The 17,923-nt window shown below is 51.1% G+C and carries 10 protein-coding genes; 8 read left to right on the forward strand and 2 right to left on the reverse strand.

The window, feature by feature from the left end:
* Positions 1–87: 87 nt before the first annotated feature.
* From Pan241w_RS21410 to Pan241w_RS21425, 4 genes are all read left to right on the forward strand, one after another.
* A complete protein-coding gene (locus Pan241w_RS21410) occupies positions 88–1,452 on the forward strand; it encodes a DUF1501 domain-containing protein (RefSeq protein WP_145219763.1) in 1,365 nt (454 codons plus the stop codon).
* A gap of 204 nt (positions 1,453–1,656) precedes the next feature.
* Positions 1,657–5,010 (forward strand): PSD1 and planctomycete cytochrome C domain-containing protein, encoded by a 3,354-nt coding sequence (locus Pan241w_RS21415; RefSeq protein WP_145219765.1) that lies wholly within the window; start codon positions 1,657–1,659, stop codon positions 5,008–5,010.
* Positions 5,011–5,040: 30 nt separating this feature from the next.
* Positions 5,041–6,450: a DUF1501 domain-containing protein gene (locus tag Pan241w_RS21420; protein WP_145219767.1), complete on the forward strand. Its 1,410-nt coding sequence runs from the start codon at positions 5,041–5,043 to the stop codon at positions 6,448–6,450.
* A gap of 43 nt (positions 6,451–6,493) precedes the next feature.
* Positions 6,494–7,768, forward strand: a complete 1,275-nt coding sequence (locus tag Pan241w_RS21425; protein WP_145219769.1) for a PQQ-binding-like beta-propeller repeat protein — start codon at positions 6,494–6,496, stop codon at positions 7,766–7,768.
* A 13-nt stretch (positions 7,769–7,781) separates the two neighbouring features.
* On the opposite strand, the gene murB is transcribed toward Pan241w_RS21425, so the two are convergent.
* Positions 7,782–8,660 (reverse strand): UDP-N-acetylmuramate dehydrogenase, encoded by an 879-nt coding sequence (gene murB, locus Pan241w_RS21430; RefSeq protein WP_145219771.1) that lies wholly within the window; start codon positions 8,658–8,660, stop codon positions 7,782–7,784.
* Positions 8,626–10,056 carry a UDP-N-acetylmuramate--L-alanine ligase gene (gene murC, locus Pan241w_RS21435; protein ID WP_198000069.1) on the reverse strand — a complete coding sequence of 477 codons (1,431 nt, stop codon included), beginning with the start codon at positions 10,054–10,056 and terminating at the stop codon, positions 8,626–8,628. Before murC ends, murB begins: the two co-directional genes overlap by 35 nt.
* 449 nt (positions 10,057–10,505) lie before the next feature.
* Between murC and Pan241w_RS21440 the strand changes: the two genes are divergently transcribed.
* From Pan241w_RS21440 to Pan241w_RS21455, 4 genes are read left to right on the forward strand one after another with little or no spacing between them, the layout of a single operon-like run.
* A complete protein-coding gene (locus Pan241w_RS21440) occupies positions 10,506–10,967 on the forward strand; it encodes a hypothetical protein (protein ID WP_145219775.1) in 462 nt (153 codons plus the stop codon).
* 37 nt (positions 10,968–11,004) lie between these two features.
* Entirely contained in the window at positions 11,005–13,452 is a 2,448-nt protein-coding gene (locus Pan241w_RS21445) for a hypothetical protein (RefSeq protein WP_198000070.1), read from the forward strand.
* Between the two features lie 43 nt (positions 13,453–13,495).
* Complete coding sequence (locus tag Pan241w_RS21450) at positions 13,496–17,230, forward strand: DUF4175 family protein (RefSeq protein WP_145219779.1); 3,735 nt, start codon at positions 13,496–13,498, stop codon at positions 17,228–17,230.
* Entirely contained in the window at positions 17,230–17,922 is a 693-nt protein-coding gene (locus Pan241w_RS21455) for a hypothetical protein (protein WP_145219781.1), read from the forward strand. The genes Pan241w_RS21450 and Pan241w_RS21455 overlap by 1 nt, the downstream gene beginning before the upstream one ends.
* Position 17,923 lies beyond the last annotated feature (1 nt).

Genomic DNA, 17,923 nt, shown 5'->3' on the forward strand with positions numbered 1-17,923 from the left:
TGACAGACTCCACTGGAACACATAAACACAATTTGATACAATTCGTACGCTCAATCGATTTCAGACGACAGCGGGAGAACTATCAAGATGTTGACACTGCTTGGACAAAACCACGCACAAGGTTCATTTTGCGATCACTTATCGCGGCGGAACTTCCTCCAGGTTGGTAGCTTGGGGCTGTCTGGCCTGACGCTCCCTCGCCTGTTACAAGCCGAATCAAACCCGGCCCATAAAAAACGACAGAAATCCGTGATCATGATCTATCTGGTCGGGGGTCCCCCGCACCAGGATATGATCGACCTCAAACCAGAAGCCCCCAAAGAGATTGCCGGTCCCTGGCGGCCTATCTCAACCAACGTGCCCGGAATTGAAATTTGTGAAGCCTTCCCCCGCATGGCTCAACTCATGGATAAAATGGTTCTGGTACGCTCCATCGTCGGCTCGCAAAGCGGCCACGATGCCATCCAGTGTTTCAACGGCCATGATCCCAAAAAAACGAAACCGCAGGGGGGGTGGCCGCAATTCGGTTCGACTGTCTCCAAAGTTCAAGGCGCGCATGTGGAATCAGCGCCCCCCTTCATCAGCCTCTGCTATCCCTGTACTCACGGCCCTTACAACGAACCAGGACCAGGCTTCCTGGGACTCTCGCATTCACCATTTCGTCCCATGGGTCCAACCCGCAACGATATGGTTCTCAATGGAATCTCACTCGAACGACTTTCCGATCGCAAACAACTGCTGCAGAGTATCGATAATTTCAAACGGGAAGCAGACGCATCCGGCATGATGACCGGCCTGGATACCTTCACCGAACAGGCAATGGGCGTGCTGACTTCGTCGCAACTCGCAGAAGCCCTCGACCTTTCCAAAGAAGATCCGGAAACAGTCAAACGCTATGGTACCGGCGATCCCACTAAATTCATCGACAGTAACGGCGCTCCTCGCGTTCCGCAGAGCATGCTCGTGGCCCGCCGCTTGATCGAAGCCGGAGCCCGCGTCGTGACTTTGAATTACAGCAAGTGGGACTGGCACGGCGGCCCCAACAACTCCATCTTCAAACGTGAAGCAGAAGATTTCCCCGTATTTGATCAATGCGTCAGCGCGCTTCTCGAAGACCTGCATCAACGTGGACTCGATCAAGACTGTACTGTCGCCATCTGGGGTGAATTCGGGCGGACTCCCAAAATCAGTGCCCGGGTTGGCCGCGATCACTGGCCCCGCGTCAACTCGGCGATCCTCTTCGGCGGTGGCATGAAAACCGGTCAGGTCATCGGCGCCACCGATCGTCTGGGAGGCGAAGCCGTCGATCGTCCCGTTACATTCCCTGAGCTCTTTTCCACGCTGTATCATAATCTGGGGATCAATACAGAGCATACCACGGTCGAAGACTTCAGCGGCCGTCCGCAATATCTGGTAGAAGAACACGCCAAACCATTGCCAGAATTGATTTAACACTCCCACCAGCGAATTTGCCTCTCTTTTTCAGCTTAGCCGATTAAAACTTGAATCGCTTCAACTGAAAGCGTTAAAATAGCTTATGGCAATATTGTAAGATATTGTTCCCCCCATTTTGAAATGACACGTAGTACTGAATATGCTGTCATAACAAGCTTCGGCTGAATCACGACCTGTATTCTGAAAAAGAAACCTCCGCGCATGAAGCATTTTCTCCGCATAAGCTCTGTTATCCTGTTGATGGCCGTCTGCGTCAGTATTTCGACTTCAGCCGAAGAACTAAAATCAAAAGCAGACTCCGTTCCCCAGTTTACACCAGACCAGTTGGAGTTCTTTGAAAAGTCGATTCGCCCCTTGCTCGCCGAACATTGTTACAAGTGCCATAGCGGCCAAGCCAAACGGCTCGAAGGGGGGCTGCGACTCGATGCACGCTCGCTGATCATGAAAGGCGGCGATTCCGGCCCTTCTGCAGACACGAAAAAACCACACGACAGCCTGCTGCTGGAAGCGGTCCGATATGAATCGTTCGAGATGCCTCCCGACACACGTCTCAAAAAGGAGCAGATTGATCTCTTAACGCGCTGGGTCGAAATGGGACTCCCCTGGCCCGATGAAAAACCACCCGCTGAGAGAGAAGCTGCTGAAACATTTGACCTAAAACACCGGCGTGATACACACTGGGTCTGGCAACCACTAAAAGACGTGACACCACCGGCGGTCAAGAATAAGAACTGGTCGGCACATCCCGTGGATCAGTTCATCCTGGCGAAGCTCGAAGCCAACAAGCTGCAGCCTGCACAACCCGCCGACAAGCGGACCATCATCCGACGACTCTACTTCGACCTGATCGGCCTTCCGCCGACTCCCGCTCAGATTCACTCCTACCTGAATGATCAATCACCCAACGCCACCGAGAAGGTCGTCGATCAGCTTCTGGCAGCACCTCAATTCGGAGAACGCTGGGGACGCCATTGGCTGGACCTGATGCGATATGCCGAATCACGAGGACACGAGTTCGACAATGATGCCCCCAATGCCTTTCAGTATCGCGACTACGTTATCCGGGCCTTGAATGCCGACCTGCCCTATGATCAGTTCGTCACCGAACACATCGCCGGCGATTTACTCAAACAGCCCCGATTGAATCCCGAGAAACAGTTTAATGAATCCGTCCTGGCAACCGCCTTCTGGTATCTGGGGGAATGGGTGCACTCGCCCGTTGATATCCGCAAAGATGAAACCGACCGCTTTGACAATGCGATCGACGTCATGACCAAATCATTTCTGGGCATGACTGTTTCCTGTGCCCGTTGTCACGATCACAAGTTCGATGCGATCTCCACGAAAGACTACTACGCCTTGTATGGATACCTGCAAAGCAGCAACTATCATCAGGTGCGGTTTGAATCGATGCCGCACAATCAGAACATCGTACAGCGGGCAGAACAACTGCATCAGCGTCAACAGAGCCTGCTCAAGGCAAAACTGAAAGCCGCGTTCCAGCACGAAGTCAAAAATTTCTCCCGCTACTATCAGAGTGCCTCGCAACTGGTTCAGTCCGGAAAAGCGACCGACTTGGAACAACGGCTTCATGCACAGGCAGCAGAACAGCAACTCAATCCAGGCATTCTCAAACGCTGGGTTCAATTACTGCAGAACAATCAGGCCGCGGAAAAGGAACTCAAAGCCGCCATCTTGCTGGAGAAGAACACGCAAGCTTCACTGGCTTCACCTAGTCCCTTCGCACCAGCCAGTCCCGAATCACCCAACCGAACCATCGTCAATTATGGCAATTGTCCCCCGGAAGACTTCATCACCGACGGCTTCACCTTTGGCCTGGCCCCGCGTCCTCGAGGCACGCTTCTGTTCAATCCAGCCGACCAGCAGCTCCCGCTGACGGTTCAACTGGAAGGAGCCGCGGTCCGCGATCCACTCTGGAACGATCTGCAAGACGTGAAATCCCCGCAAATGAACCAGAAAAATCAACTACGATCCTATCCCCGTGCAGGAAGAACGCTCCGCACTCCCACCTTCGAAGTCCAGGGATCGATCGCCTACCGGGTGAAGGGCTCCTGCTGGGTCTATGCTTGTGTCGATTCTCATCGTCTGCTGTTCGGCCCCCTGCACGGCTCGACATTGAAGAAAGTCACCGCTGACAAATCCGGCAAACCGCTATGGGTCTTTCATGATCTGTCCCGCTACAAGGGACATCGCGTCCATCTGGAGTTCACCCCCATCGATAAAGGACCGCTGGAAGTCTATCAGGTCAAACACGCGACTCAGTTTCCCGAGCCCGATCTCACCTCCGTCAGCCTGAAAAGCCCCAAGGTCCAAAAAGCCTTCACCGATGCGTTCAACGATTACTTTGACAGTCCAGACAAACCGGCTTCTCAGACGGTCTCCCTGATCAACTGGACCCTCGCTCATCCCGACCTGTTCTCCGAACCAGACAGCCCGGAACGGCTCGCACTCAAAAAAGAAATCGAAGACTATCAGGCACAACGTGCGAAACTGAAACAGGCAATTCAAACCGAATCGCAAACCGCAATGGCGATCATGGATGGCAGTGCGGAAAACGACCATGTCCTCATTCGTGGTAGCCATCAAAATCAAGGCCCCGTCGTCGAACGGCGATTCCTGGAAGCGCTCAACGGCGTCACTCCAGAGAATACTTCCGGAAGCGGGCGGCTTGCATTGGCACGCGAGATTAATGATCCCGCAAATCCGCTCACGCATCGTGTGATCGTCAATCGCATCTGGGCGCACCTCTTCGGCCGGGGCATTGTCCCCAGCGTCGATAATTTTGGCGTCCTCGGAGAACGACCTTCGCATTCGGAACTGCTGGACTATCTGGCGATAAAATTCCTGAACGAGGGCCGCTCTCTCAAACAGATGATTAAGTCTCTCGTGCTGACCCAAACGTATCAGCAGGCTAGCCAGACCGCCTTGAATGTTTCGGAAATCGATCCCGATAATATTTATCTCCACAAAATGCCGCTCAAGCGACTGGAAGGCGAAGCCATTCGCGATGCGCTGTTAAGTATTTCCGGAAGACTCGATACAACGATGTACGGCTCTTCCATCCCCGTTCACCTCACGAAATTTATGGACGGTCGCGGCAAGCCACCAGTCAATGGTCCGCTGGACGGAAAAGGCAGACGCTCGATTTACATTCAGGTCCGCCGCAATTTCCTCTCGCCGATGATGCTGGCTTACGACACTCCCAGTCCGTTCAGCACGATGGGCCGCCGTAATGTCTCCAATGTTCCCGCCCAGGCATTGATCATGATGAATGATCCGTTTGTGCTTCAACAGGCGCAGCTCTGGGGAGAACGGGTGGCCAAAGATTCGAATCTACAAACAACCGACGACAAGATTCGCTGGATGTACGAAGCGGCGTTAAGTCGTCAACCCACACCAGACGAACTGGCAGCAGCAAAGCAATTTGTGCTGGAACGCACAGAACAAAATTCGGATAGCCCAGACCCTGCTACGACCTGGGCCGAACTGGGCCATGTGATTTTTAATCTCAAAGAGTTTATTTACGTTTTTTGATTTCCAGAGAATCCTCAGAAAGTCTGCAACATGCACTGCGGCCAATTCCGACAACAATTCACGCGGCGTGATATGCTCAAGCACTGTGCCAACGGTTTCGGTGCCGCCGCGCTCACAGCTTTATTGCAGGATCAGGCATTTTCCGGAGTCGCCACCGGTAAAACGCATTTCCCCCCCAAAGCCAAAAACGTCATTTTCCTGTATATGGACGGTGGTCCTTCACAAGTTGATACGTTCGACCCGAAACCGTATTTAACGAAATATAATGGCAAAAATCCGGGCGAGTTTTTCAAAGTCGAAGACACCCAGTTTGACAACGTCGGCAAAGTCCTCAAAAGTCCGTGGAACTTTAAACAATACGGCGAGAGCGGCATCCCCGTCAGCGATCTCTTCCCCCATATTGGAACCTGTATCGACGACATGGCCGTCATTCGTTCGGTCGTTTCTCAATTCCCCGAACATACCTTTGCCAATTACTTTCTCCATACAGGCAGTGGCCTGCAAGGACGTCCCAGCATGGGTGCCTGGGTCAATTACGGCTTAGGCAGTGAATGCCAGGATCTGCCCGGCTTTGTTGTTGTGAACGGCGGCTTGATTCCTCCCGGCGGCCTCGACTGCTTCAACAGTGGATTTCTTCCCGCCAGTTTCCAGGGCTCGGTCTTCAAGCCGGGCGGCAGCGGAATTGCGAACGTCAAGCGTTTGGAAAAAACGGCTCAGACTCAACAGCAAAAACTCAAACTCATGCAGCAACTGGATCGCTTCAAACAACAGCAATCCGGCGTGCACGACGAAATCGAATCGGCCATCTCGAATTATGAACTTGCCTACAAAATGCAAATGGCCATTCCCGATCTGATGTCGTTCACCAGCGAAAGCAAAGCCACCCTGGACCTGTATGGGTTCAATGCGGAGTACGAACCCACACGCACCTACGCCGCAGAATGTCTGCTCGCGCGGAGACTCGTCGAACGGGGTGTTCGTTTTGTCGAACTGACCTGTACCAGTGTCAAAAGCGACCGCTGGGACCAGCACAGTAACTTAAAACGCGATCATGAAAATAACGCCCGCGCCGTCGATCAACCCATCGCCGGCTTGTTGAAAGACCTCAAACAGCGCGGCCTGCTCGATACCACACTGGTCATCTGGGGCGGCGAGTTCGGGAGAACCCCATTCGCCCAGGGAACCAACGGGCGAGACCACAACCCGTTTGGCTTCTCGATGTGGATGGCGGGCGGCGGCATCAAAGGAGGCACCGTCTATGGCGCTACCGATGAATGGGGCTATAAAGTGGTGGAAAACCGCGTGGAAATTCATGACATCCACGCCACCATGCTGCATCTGCTGGGACTGGAACATACGAAATCCACCTTCCGCTTTGGTGGTCGCGACATGCGACTGACCGACGTTCACGGACACGTGGTACATGATGTGATAGCTTAAACCAATTTGTTCGACATCGATCACGCTTTAAAAAGGCAAAAAGATGAAACCGCTTCTCAGAGTGCTCTGCTTCGCGTTTTCGTATTCACTCCTGCTCGGGTCTACCACGCTCACCGCGGAAGACTGGCCCGCTTTTCGTGGCCCCCGCGGCAATGGGATCTCAGGGGAAATTGAGGTTCCCCTCGAATGGAGTTCCACAGAGAACATCGTCTGGAAAGTCCGGCTTCCTGATTCAGGGAACAGTAGCCCGATTGTTTCCAACGGACGTGTGTTTGTAACCTGTGCCGAACAGGAAGGACACCAGCGCAGTCTGTATTGCTATGATCGAAGTAACGGCAAGCAACTCTGGGTTCGCACGGTCAACTTTGACAAAGTCTTGCCTACGCATAAAACCAACAACTATTGTGGCTCCACCCCCGTCTCTGATGGAGAACGTGTCGTTGTCTGGCATTCCTCGGCTGGTTTATTCTGCTATGACTTCGCCGGCAAAGAACTCTGGAGCCGGGACCTGGGAGAGTTTGAACACATTTGGGGCTATGGAGTCTCCCCGATCCTGCATGAGGGCAAAGTCATTCTGCACTGCGGTCCGGGGAAACGGGTCTTTATGACCTCCATCGATCTCACAAGCGGGAAAACAATCTGGGAAACCGAAGAACCGGTTGAAGGGGATGGCCAACGCAACAACGAACGAAAATATATGGGCTCCTGGAGCACGCCTGTCATCGCCAACGTCAACGGTCAGGATTTGATCGTTTGCAGCATGTCACTCCGCGTGAATGCCTATGACCCTCAAACCGGAAAGATCATTTGGAGTTGTTACGGGCTGCGAGGCAAAAAAGGGGACCTCGCGTATACATCACCGATCCTCGCAAATGACATCTGCGTTGCGATGGGCGGCTATAATGGTCCGGCGATCGGTTTTCGGATGCAGGGCACGGGGGACATCACCGCCACAGAGCGACTCTGGCGTGAAGAACCGAATCCGCAGCGCATTTCGACGGGCGTTTACACGAACGACCATCTCTTCATGGCGAATGCCGGTCCCAATATTTTCCAGTGCCTGAATCCCACGACCGGAAAAATTGTCTGGCAGGAACGCTCGGGAGGTGCCGCCTGCTGGGGCTCAATGATTCTGGCGAACAAGCATCTCTACGTCACCGATCAGAACGGCACAACCCATGTGTTCAAGCCGAACGCAGCACGCTTCGAGAAGGTCGCTCAAAATGAACTGAAAGAACGGAGCAACTCCACGCCCGCTTTTTCTGACGGACAGATCTTTCTGCGCACGTTTCAGCATCTTTACTGTATTGGAAACTAACAGGAGACTCTGACTACCAGAGTTCAATTTCCATCTCGAGTTCGACGCCGAACTTTTCCGAAACCGTATTCTGCGCCAGGTTGATCAGATCGAGCACGTTTTCCGTCGTCGCATTTTCATCGTTGATGATGAAATTCGCGTGCCGGTCGCTGATTTCAGCACCACCGATGCGTGTCCCTTTCAGGCCGGCTTGCTCGATTAACGCCCCCGCGTGCATGCCACGTGGATTCTTGAAGATGCAACCGGCTGACTGATGCGTCAAAGGCTGGTTGGCTTTCTTCATGATCCAGTTCTTTTTCATCCGGTTAGCGACTTCTTCGGGATCATCCTGCTTCAGTTCAAAAGTGGCTTCGAGAATTGCCAACTCATTGATGCTGCTTTCCCGGTAACTGAAGCTCAACTCGTCCGCGGTCCGTACAAACTTTTCGCCACGAGCCGTTAACACGGAAACTGACGTCGCATACTGACCGATATCACCGTTATGGCCACCCGTGTTTCCATGCAATGCACCACCGACCGTTCCCGGAATCCCGACCAGACCTTCCAGGCCAGACAACCCCGCTTTCACGGTCTGGGAAACAAGGTTCGACAGTAACGCGCCGGCACCAGCCGTCACAATGGTCCCGTCGATCTGAATCTTGGCAAATTCCTGGTCATGAATTCGAATCACCGCGCCCTGAACGCCGGAATCTTTAATCAGGATATTCGAGCCCCCGCCAAACACACGGATCGGAATTTCATTTTCGACACAACACAGAACGACTGCCTGCAGTTCGTCGACAGTGCGTGGTTCCAGAAAGAACTGGGCCGGTCCCCCTATTTTGAAATAGGAATACTTGGCCAGTGGTTCAGAATGCTTAAGAATCTCTTTGAAGTCTTCGATTGAGCTCATGATGGATCCGATTTATCTCGCCCGCTCCCATAGTAATGATAATATCACCAGATTGAGCCTCAGTCTCTAAAGTTGAGACCATCTGGTCAAGGGAACTGCTGAATCTAGCCGAATCATTATGACGAAGAATTCGATTTACAAGCTCTTTTGAGGTTTCAACGGGCTCTTCACCTAGATTTTCACGGGCTGCATAAACAGGGGCAATCAGGATCTTGTCTGCCAAAGTGAAACTGCGGGCATAATAATCCATCAAAGCCTGCGTGCGCGAGACCTGGTGCGGTTCATATAAACACCACACTTTACGGTCCGGATATTCCTGCCTCAGCATCTTGAGCGTCGACTGAATCGCCGTCGGGTGATGGGCGTAATCGTCGAATAAAGTGATCCCTTTATAAGACCCCATTCGCTCGTAGCGGCGACGAATTCCGGGAAACTGGTAGATGCCTTCGCGAATCTCTTCCGCATCAATACCGGCGGTATGACACAGAATGGCAGCGACCATCGCATTGGAGACGTTATGTTTTCCCGTTTTCTGCAGGGAAATTTCTGAATAATACTCGCCTTGATGAAACAGCCGGAATCGCAGGCCAAACGAGGTCGGCTTAATATCGGTGGCCCACCAGTCTGCACCCCGTTCGAGCGAAAATGTTGTCACTTTCGCTTTGCTGGCCTCTCGAATTTTATGCAGCCCCAGACAGGTTGCCGGCAGTAATAAAGAACCACTCAAAGGAATACGAGATACAAACTCCGCGTATGCGGTCGTCATATCGTCCTGGTTTTTGAAATAATCAAAGTGATCCGGCTCGATATTCGTAATCGCCGCATGATACGGGAATAAATTCAGGAAACTGCGTTGATACTCGCAGCTTTCTGCCACAAACAATGGACCTTCCCCCGCCCAGCCGTTCAGATTCTGGTTGCACAGTTCTGCACCAATCACCGCAGACGGCGAAACGCCGGCGTTCTCAAGCACGTAGGCAGTCAACGCAGTCGTTGTGCTTTTCCCGTGCGTGCCTGCGATACACACTCCTCTTTTTTGACGCATCAGACTGCCCAGCATCTGTGCATAAGAAAATTGAGGAATTCCCATCCGCTGCGCAAAACGACGTTCCGGATTTGCCAGACCGATGGCCGGACTATAAATCAAAACGTTCGTCCCCTCGGGAACGAATCGCTTGTCATGTCCCTGATGAACCCGATATCCGCCTGCCCGCAAAGAGCCCTCAGAGGGAATAGGCGGACTCATATCAGATCCTGTCACTCGGCAGCCGGCACTCGCCAGGTATTCTGCCAGCGCTTTCATTCCAGATCCACAAATCCCTACCAGATGGGCAGAGGCAGGTAATGTGGCAGAATCCAAGTGGAATTCTTTGGATGACAGACTTTGCTGATTCATGCTCGCTTTTGACAGGATCATAGTCGCCTTAATGTCTATCTGAAGTTCCCGATGATTAGTCTTGATCAGGGAGTATTCCCCGACGAGTTCCGGTTTCGGCTGGATCGTTCCGAAATCCCTCGTCTCTAACTATCGGGAATCAACGCGTTCTGAATCCATTGGTTATGACATTTGTTTCGACTGGATAAACATTATCGAATAAAAAGATCCTGTTGCATCAAGCCGGTCGTCTAGCAAAAGCTGATAAGATAGGAAAAATATCGTCGAAGATTTATCGAAGTACTTTCACTCCTTTGACTTCCTTTGATTTTTTCAAAGTTCTTATAATTCTTCTCCGGCTTCGATACAATGCATTATGCCTCGAAATGGGATCTGCCTGAAGGCCAGTTTTTTCGAGACTCTCTCCAGTAAACACTGTTCAATAGAATCGTCCCTGAAGGAGTAATCGTATGCCATCACCCGCATTTGATGTTCAAACGGCCCATCGCCATTTCGCTGCTGCCTGTTTCAACAAAACCTGGGACTATCTGGATAAAAAGGACCGTACGCCAGCAGAAAATCTAGAGATGATCTCCACCTGCCATGCGTCATATTGGCACTGGACCCAGTTTGAGGAACACACGCCGCAAAACATTTCTATCGCCTACTGGCAGTTGTCGCGGGTTTATGCAATGACGAACCAGCCCAGTAACGCCCTCAGTTTTGGTACTCTCTGCCTGAACGTGACCCGGGAAAATCAATTGAGCCCTTTTTATCTGGCCTATGCTTATGAAGCACTGGCGCGGGCCGCCTCGATCGCAAATAAACCGGAAGAGGTCGCATCATACCTGGAACAGGCTAAAAAAATCGCAGAAACCGACCTGGAAGGAGATGAAAAACAGCAATTGCTGACTGATCTGGATACAATATAAGCATATCTGGCTCTGCCTGTTCTGTTGCAGGGTCTCTGTGATTCAACAAGCCATACATTTGCGCATTTTTATGGATTATCTGAAACAACTTCTGGAATCCTATTTCGATATCCCACCGGCGGGTCCGGGACAGGGATCTGCGTGGAGTTTCCAGTGGCACTCTCCCTGGCCGACCTGGCTGCCAGACTGGTGCGTGCTCCTGCTGGGTGTCGGAATCCTGTTTCTGCTGATTTTTGCCTACCTCAAAGACACTGCTCATTTAGATTTACCCAAACGCACCGTCTTATTGAGTCTTCGATTGGTGCTGTTCTTGATCGTAATATTGTTCCTCACCAAATTCACACTGACGATTCACAGAACCGGCTTGCCCTTCGTCGCAGTATTAATTGATGACTCTGCCAGTATGGGTCTGGAAGATGACTATTCCCTCTCTGCGTCGGCCGCCATCAGTCAGACTGCCAAAGAACAGGCGAAGGGGAAAAACCGGCTCGATCTGGTAAAAAACCTGTTGCTTCAGGACAACGCCGAATTTTTATCAGAGCTGCAAAAAAATCATAAATTGCGGCTCTATCATTTTTCGGAAGAATGCATCCCACTGGGAGAACAGGGCCTGCTCGACAAGATAGACGCCGAGCTGACACAGGAACTGCTCAAACAAATTGAACCACTGGGAACGGAAACACGTCTGTTTCACGCCGTACAAAAAGTACTCAACGATTTCCGGGGCACGCCGCCTACGGCCGTCATTGTACTCAGTGATGGAATTTCCAGCACCGGTGACGTTGATCTCTTATCCCGTGCCGCCACTCTGGCAAAGTCAAAACTGGTCCCGATTTTTCCTGTCGGGGTCGGCAGCGAGCAACCAGTCCGCGATCTACAACTGTACGACCTACTCGTGGACGATGTCGCTTTCGTGAATGACCCCATCAATCTATCGGCCAAAGTCAAAAGCTTTGGTATTAATTCCGGTTCGATTTCCGTCGCTCTCAAGGACGCGAAAACAGGAGTCTCCCTCGCCACACGACAGATTCCTGTCAATCCAAAAAAAGAATTCCAAAAGATTGAGCTCACCTTCACCCCCAATAAACCGGGACTGTTTGAGTATGTGTTTGAAGTCGAGCCAGTCAAAGGCGAGGTGAATCGAAAGAACAATCAACAGAACGGCCAGGTCTCTGTGCTCGATCAGAAAATCCGCGTGTTACTGGTTGATTCGGTTCCCCGTTATGAATATCGCTACCTGAAGCATCTGCTGGAGAGAGACAAAACTATCGAACTGCGCAGCATCTTGCAGGAATCCGATCTGGAATATTCTTCCGAAGATGCAACCGCCCTCGATTTTTTTCCGGTGAAAAAAGAAGACCTGTATCAATATGACGTCGTGATCCTGGGAGATGCCGATCCCGCTTACTTCAGCCAGGCCGTGCTGGAGAACCTGGATCAGTTCGTCCGGGAAAAAGGAGGCGGACTGATCGTCATTGCCGGCCCCCGTTTTGCACCACACGCCTATGCGAATACTGTGCTGGAAGCCCTACTGCCGATTGAAATCTCCAGACAAATACAGCCTGCGAATCAAGCCCCCATTGTCAACGGCTTCCAGCCGGAACTCACGTCAGAAGGACAATTCAGCACCTCAATCTTTCGTTTTGCCGACAACGCGGAACAGAGTCGGACTATCTGGAATAATCTACCGGAACTTTACTGGTATTACTCTGCTGACAACGTCAAGCCAGGAGCTTCCGTGTTTGCCATTCACCCCACACAAAAGGGAAAAGACGGACAGCAAATCCCGATCATCTCTACGCAGCGAGTCGGCGCAGGAAAAGTCATCTTCAATGCCACTGACGATCTCTGGCGCTGGAGGGATCTTGTCGGGGACCTTTATTACTCCCGTTACTGGGTTCAGGCAATCCGTTACCTGAGTCGCTCGAAACTCTTAAATCAGGAACAGGCGGTCGAACTCACCTTGGATCGAAAAACCTACCAGCAAGGCGACACGGTTCAGTTTCGCGTCAAGTTCCTCGACGAACGCTTGATTCCAACGGATTCAGAAAATGTAACCGTGATGTTGGAACGTCAGGGAGAAGTCTCTCGGCCTGTTAAATTAACACCTTTAGAAAAATCGCCCACTGTATTTGAAGGAACGTTCTCTAACATTACAGAAGGGGCTTACCATACCTGGGTCTCGCAACCCATTCTGCAAGGCACGCCGCCTGCGGAAGATTTTCGGGTCGAAGTCTCTCAACGTGAGTTGTTGAACCGAGATATGAACCAGTCAGACATGCAGAAAGCTGCCAAAGAAACCAGAGGAAAATACTTTCAGATTTTTACTGCCGAGGAACTTCCCCGGGCTATCCCCGCGGGGCATCCGGTCCCCCTGGAGAATGAAGAACCGATCCCCCTCTGGAATCGCTGGGAATTTCTGATTCTGTTCACTTTGCTTATCTCTATAGAATGGTTGTTAAGAAAACGGTTTCGCTTAGTATAATCAAACCAGTAACGTTCCTGTTGTTTTATTGATATCCGACCTTATGCCACACTCAATTCGAGCACAACTTGAGCAACTGCATCGCAAGATTCATCAGCTGATCTGGCTGAATGGACTTTGCTGGGGATTGACCATTTTGTTGATGCTGGCACTTCTGGTCATCACTTTTGACTGGACGCTGAATATTTCCGACCCCGTCATTCGATTCATCCTGGGTACGGCGGTAGCTGGTCTTGTGGTCTGGACGCTCTGGCGGAACCTTGTGATCCCCCTGAAAACGCCCCTTACCGATTTAGACCTGGCATTGAAAATCGAACGTCAATACCCCGATCTCAAAGATAGTTTTTCCAGCAGTATTCAATTTGACAATCAACAGTCGGCTCATTTCACGGGTTCACTTCAACTGCGACAAGCCGTGATTGAAGATGCGTATCGCAAAGCTTCGCAGATCAATTTCCTGGAATTGATCGATACGCACCCTATTCGCAAAATCATGTTCTCAGCAGCGCTGCTCAGTCTGATTGTGGCTTCGATTTCTCTGATCTATCCTCATCAGACCGCTCTGGGAATTCATCGATTGATCCTCCCCTTCTCTGCCCCCGAGTGGCCGCAAAGCGTGGTACTTCAGATTCTGGATGAAGATCTGATCCCGATTGAAACCGGCCCTAAAAATCCCTATCAGGTTGTAGAAGGACAAAATTTTCAATTTTTTGTGGAAAACCGAAAAGGCGCTCCCCCCCAAGACCTGCAAATGGAATATCAGACGATTCAGGATTCGCAATCACGCAGCAAAGTTTATTCAGAGCCGCTGCGTATTGTCTCCGTCCCCGATCCAGCAGGCGTCAGCCGCGACTTGGGAACAGGCTCATTAGTCATCTCTAATAAATCAGTGAGGTTGAGAGCCACCGGCGGTGATGATCGTTCCATGAACTGGTTGAACATTGTCTCAGTCCCCCCCACGACGTTAGAGCTTCAGGAAGTTGTCCTCACCCCTCCCGTCTACTCACAGAGGCCGGTGGAAACATTGCCGACGGGCATTGGTAATATCAAAGCGCTAATCGGCACACGCGTCGATATAAAAGCCAGTTCCAATAAACTCTTAAAATCGGCGGAATTACGCATTAAAGATCGGGAGCCCATCCCGATAAAGCTCGATTCTGACCGAAAACACTTTTCAGTACAATTCTTCGTACAAGAGCCAGGTACCTACTCCTACTGGTTCGAGCTGGAAAATGATCAGGGATTCAGGCCCCCTCATCCCCAGCGGTTTGAAATCACCGCCAGCGCCGATGCGGTACCGGAAGTCTTTCTGGAAGACCCGCAAACAGACCTGCAGGTCACACCAACAGCACAGATTCCGCTCACCGTTTCCATTCACGATGATTTAAAAATTGCCAGCGCCCTGATTCGCTATCAAAAATCATCCCGAGAGGAAACGCTTTCACGTGCCCTGCGTACAGACCGCGAGACGCAATCCTTTCCACTGCCGTTCACCCCTCAGTCTTCCAGTGAGCAGCTCATTATCAATCATGTCTGGAATCTGGCCGACCTGCCGCTGACTCAAGGGGATCGTGTGATCTTTCGCGCTGAAGCTACCGATCATTACGAACCCGTCAAGTCCCCAATCGGGGAGAAATTACCTGATGAAATTCGTGTGGGCACCAGTATTTCACGCGTCTTAACAATCGTCACCCCGCAATACAAAACCAACGAACTGGCCAACCGTCAGGCACATCTGCTGGAAGAGCTCGCGCGGGTTTTAAAAGATCAACGCCTTTTGAATACCGAAGTCAAAGACGTGCAACACCAGTTGCAGCGTGTCGGCAGCGCCCGGTCTGAAGAAGTCGACACCATTAAACAGGTGGAAATGGATCAGAAACGGGTTGCCTCCCAGCTCTTCAGCCCGCGCACCGGACTGGAACAACGCTCTAAGGAACTGATGCAGGAATTGAAATGGAATCGCATTCACGACCCTGCGATGACGCAACGGCTCGCCGAGCTGAATACAGAATTATCACAACTAAACCAGAATGTCTTTCCGCAAATTCAAGAACAGATTACGCAGGCACGGAAAAAATTGCAGTCGAATGTCGATTCTGCCCCCGCGGAAAAGAAAGCACCAGCATCGGCAGCGAAATCGCTTCATCCCGAAAATTCGCAGAATGAGAAAGCAGCAACAAAGAAGTCTCCTGCCGACTCAAGCCCACTGGCTGCACTCAACATTGCCGAACAGGGGCAGCAACGCGTCATCAACAGATTAGACGGTGTTCTGAAATCGCTCTCACAATGGCAAAAAACTCGCGATCTGGTTTCCGAACTGGACGAACAGATTCAGCAACAGGCAGAAATCCAAAGTCAAACCGAGAAGCTGGCTAAAAAGACCATTACGAAATCCTTCAATAATTTAAGACTTCAGGAACAGGCCGACCTGGAAAAGCTGGCGACGCGACAGGAACAACAGGCTGAAAATTTTAAAGCATTTCGAAATCTGCTCGACACACTCAATACCCAGGCCGCTCAAAGCACACAGCCTGAGCAATTGAAAAATCAGGAAGCCATGGACTTTCTCAGAAAGAAATCGATTCCTGAAGAGATGCGTCAGACGGCAGAGAAATTGAAACAAAACCAGGTCGGGCAAGCCCTGCAGGAACAACAGCAGATCCAGCAGGCAATGGAAACACTGAAAAACATCTTCGAAAACCAGCCTGCCGATGCGGCCGATCAGATGTTAAAAAAACTCAAACAGTCTGAGCGGGAATTAAGTCAATTAAAACAACAGCAGCAGGAGATCTTGAAAAAACTGAAATCAGCCAGCGAGTCGAAAAGTCAGGCAGAGCTGAAAAAGCAGCTGGAGAAGCTGGCGAAACAGGAACAGGAACTTCAAGAACAACTGAAACAATTTGAACAACAGCTACAGCGTCTGAGCCTGCAACAAGCTGGCCAATCGGTACAGAGGGCCGGTGAGCGGCTCTCAAAATCTACTGAGGCACTGCAACAGGGACAGACACAGCAGGCAGAACAGGAAATCCGAGAGTCACTCGATGATCTGGAACAGGCACAACGCGAACTGGCAGCCCGCCGACAGGAAATCGAAGAATCGCTGGCGTTTGAAGAATTCGCAAAATTAGAATCCGAAATCAAAAACCTGATTGAAAGACAGGATGCCGTCATTCAGGAAACTAATCGTCTTGAAAAAGAGCGTCTATCCCGCGGACGCTGGTCGCGTGGTCAACTAAAGTCCCTGAGACAACTATTCGAAACAGAACAGGACCTGCAACAGGAAACAGAAGCGGTCTCACAAAAATTAGCCGCTGCACCGGTATTCGTCCTTGCGATGGAAAAAGTCATTGACCAGCTTACGATCGCCGTTGAGCGTCTGGATCAACGTTTGACCGACCAAGAAACCCTGACGGCTGAGCAATCCGCCAGGTCAAAACTGTCAGCGTTATTAAAAATACTGGAAGAAAAATCGTCACTCGACAATGCACAGCGCGATCAGAGTCAATCTGCTCCTGGCGCGCAAACACCACCCACAAATCAGATTGCCTTACTGTCACAGCTCAAACTGCTCAAACTTTTGCAGGAAGAGATTTTGAACCGAACCCGCTCATTCAATAATTCCATCAGCGAGGAGAAGCAGTTAACGCCGGAACAAATCCAGCAACGCAATGAACTCTCTCAAGAACAGGCCGACCTCGCTGATCTGTCGATGGAACTGCTGCTCAAACTCGACCAGACACATTCCGATGCCACGGACTCCGAACCCGAGATTGAATAATGAACACGATACGAATCAGGTACAATTTGATTATTTTTCTTTCGCTGTTCTGCTTTGTGCTGTGCCTGCCATCTCAATCAGTCCGTGCAGATGAGCAGCTAAGGAAAAAACCAGCCGCCGAAAATGAGAAACCGTCCCAAGAGCCTCCTGCTGATCAGGAACCAGAGAAACGAAAAAACAACGACCTCAAACAGAAAGTCCTCACTCAAAAACTCCCTGTCGAACCGATCATTAAAGAGATGAAACGTGCCGGAAAACTGATTGAGAATCAGCAAACGGGACAAGAAACCCAAAAGGTCCAGCAGCAGGTCGTTCAAGATCTGGAAGAATTAATTCGCCTGATCGAGTCTGCTCCCAAAACGGTTACACAGCGCCGCAGTCAAAATAACGACCAGAAACCAGATAGCAAACAGCAATCAAAACAACAAAAAGACGGTACAGGAAAGCAGAGCCAGCAGCAGGCCTCACAGGGTCCTGCGCGCGAATCCAGCGAACGGAAGGAGCCGGGACAGGTCACTCCCGGTACGCTCACAGGTAGAAATCCCTATATCAAAGATGCCTGGGGACACTTGCCCCCCGCGATGCGACAAAAACTGTTAAATGTCTATACCGAGAAGTTTCTACCACAATATGAAGATCAAGTGCGCCGCTATTATGAAGCACTGGCTGAGAAGAAAAAAATTTCGCCGTGAT

The sequence above is a fragment of the Gimesia alba genome (assembly GCF_007744675.1).
GTDB classification, from domain to species: Bacteria; Planctomycetota; Planctomycetia; order Planctomycetales; family Planctomycetaceae; genus Gimesia; species Gimesia alba.

Coding starts and splice junctions, on each gene's coding strand:
- Pan241w_RS21410 (WP_145219763.1), top strand. CDS start 88: ATGTTGACACTGCTTGGACAAAACCACGCACAAGGTTCATTTTGCGAT.
- Pan241w_RS21415 (WP_145219765.1), top strand. CDS start 1,657: ATGAAGCATTTTCTCCGCATAAGCTCTGTTATCCTGTTGATGGCCGTC.
- Pan241w_RS21420 (WP_145219767.1), top strand. CDS start 5,041: ATGCACTGCGGCCAATTCCGACAACAATTCACGCGGCGTGATATGCTC.
- Pan241w_RS21425 (WP_145219769.1), top strand. CDS start 6,494: ATGAAACCGCTTCTCAGAGTGCTCTGCTTCGCGTTTTCGTATTCACTC.
- murB (WP_145219771.1), bottom strand. CDS start 8,660: ATGAGCTCAATCGAAGACTTCAAAGAGATTCTTAAGCATTCTGAACCA.
- murC (WP_198000069.1), bottom strand. CDS start 10,056: ATGAATCAGCAAAGTCTGTCATCCAAAGAATTCCACTTGGATTCTGCC.
- Pan241w_RS21440 (WP_145219775.1), top strand. CDS start 10,506: ATGCCATCACCCGCATTTGATGTTCAAACGGCCCATCGCCATTTCGCT.
- Pan241w_RS21450 (WP_145219779.1), top strand. CDS start 13,496: ATGCCACACTCAATTCGAGCACAACTTGAGCAACTGCATCGCAAGATT.
- Pan241w_RS21455 (WP_145219781.1), top strand. CDS start 17,230: ATGAACACGATACGAATCAGGTACAATTTGATTATTTTTCTTTCGCTG.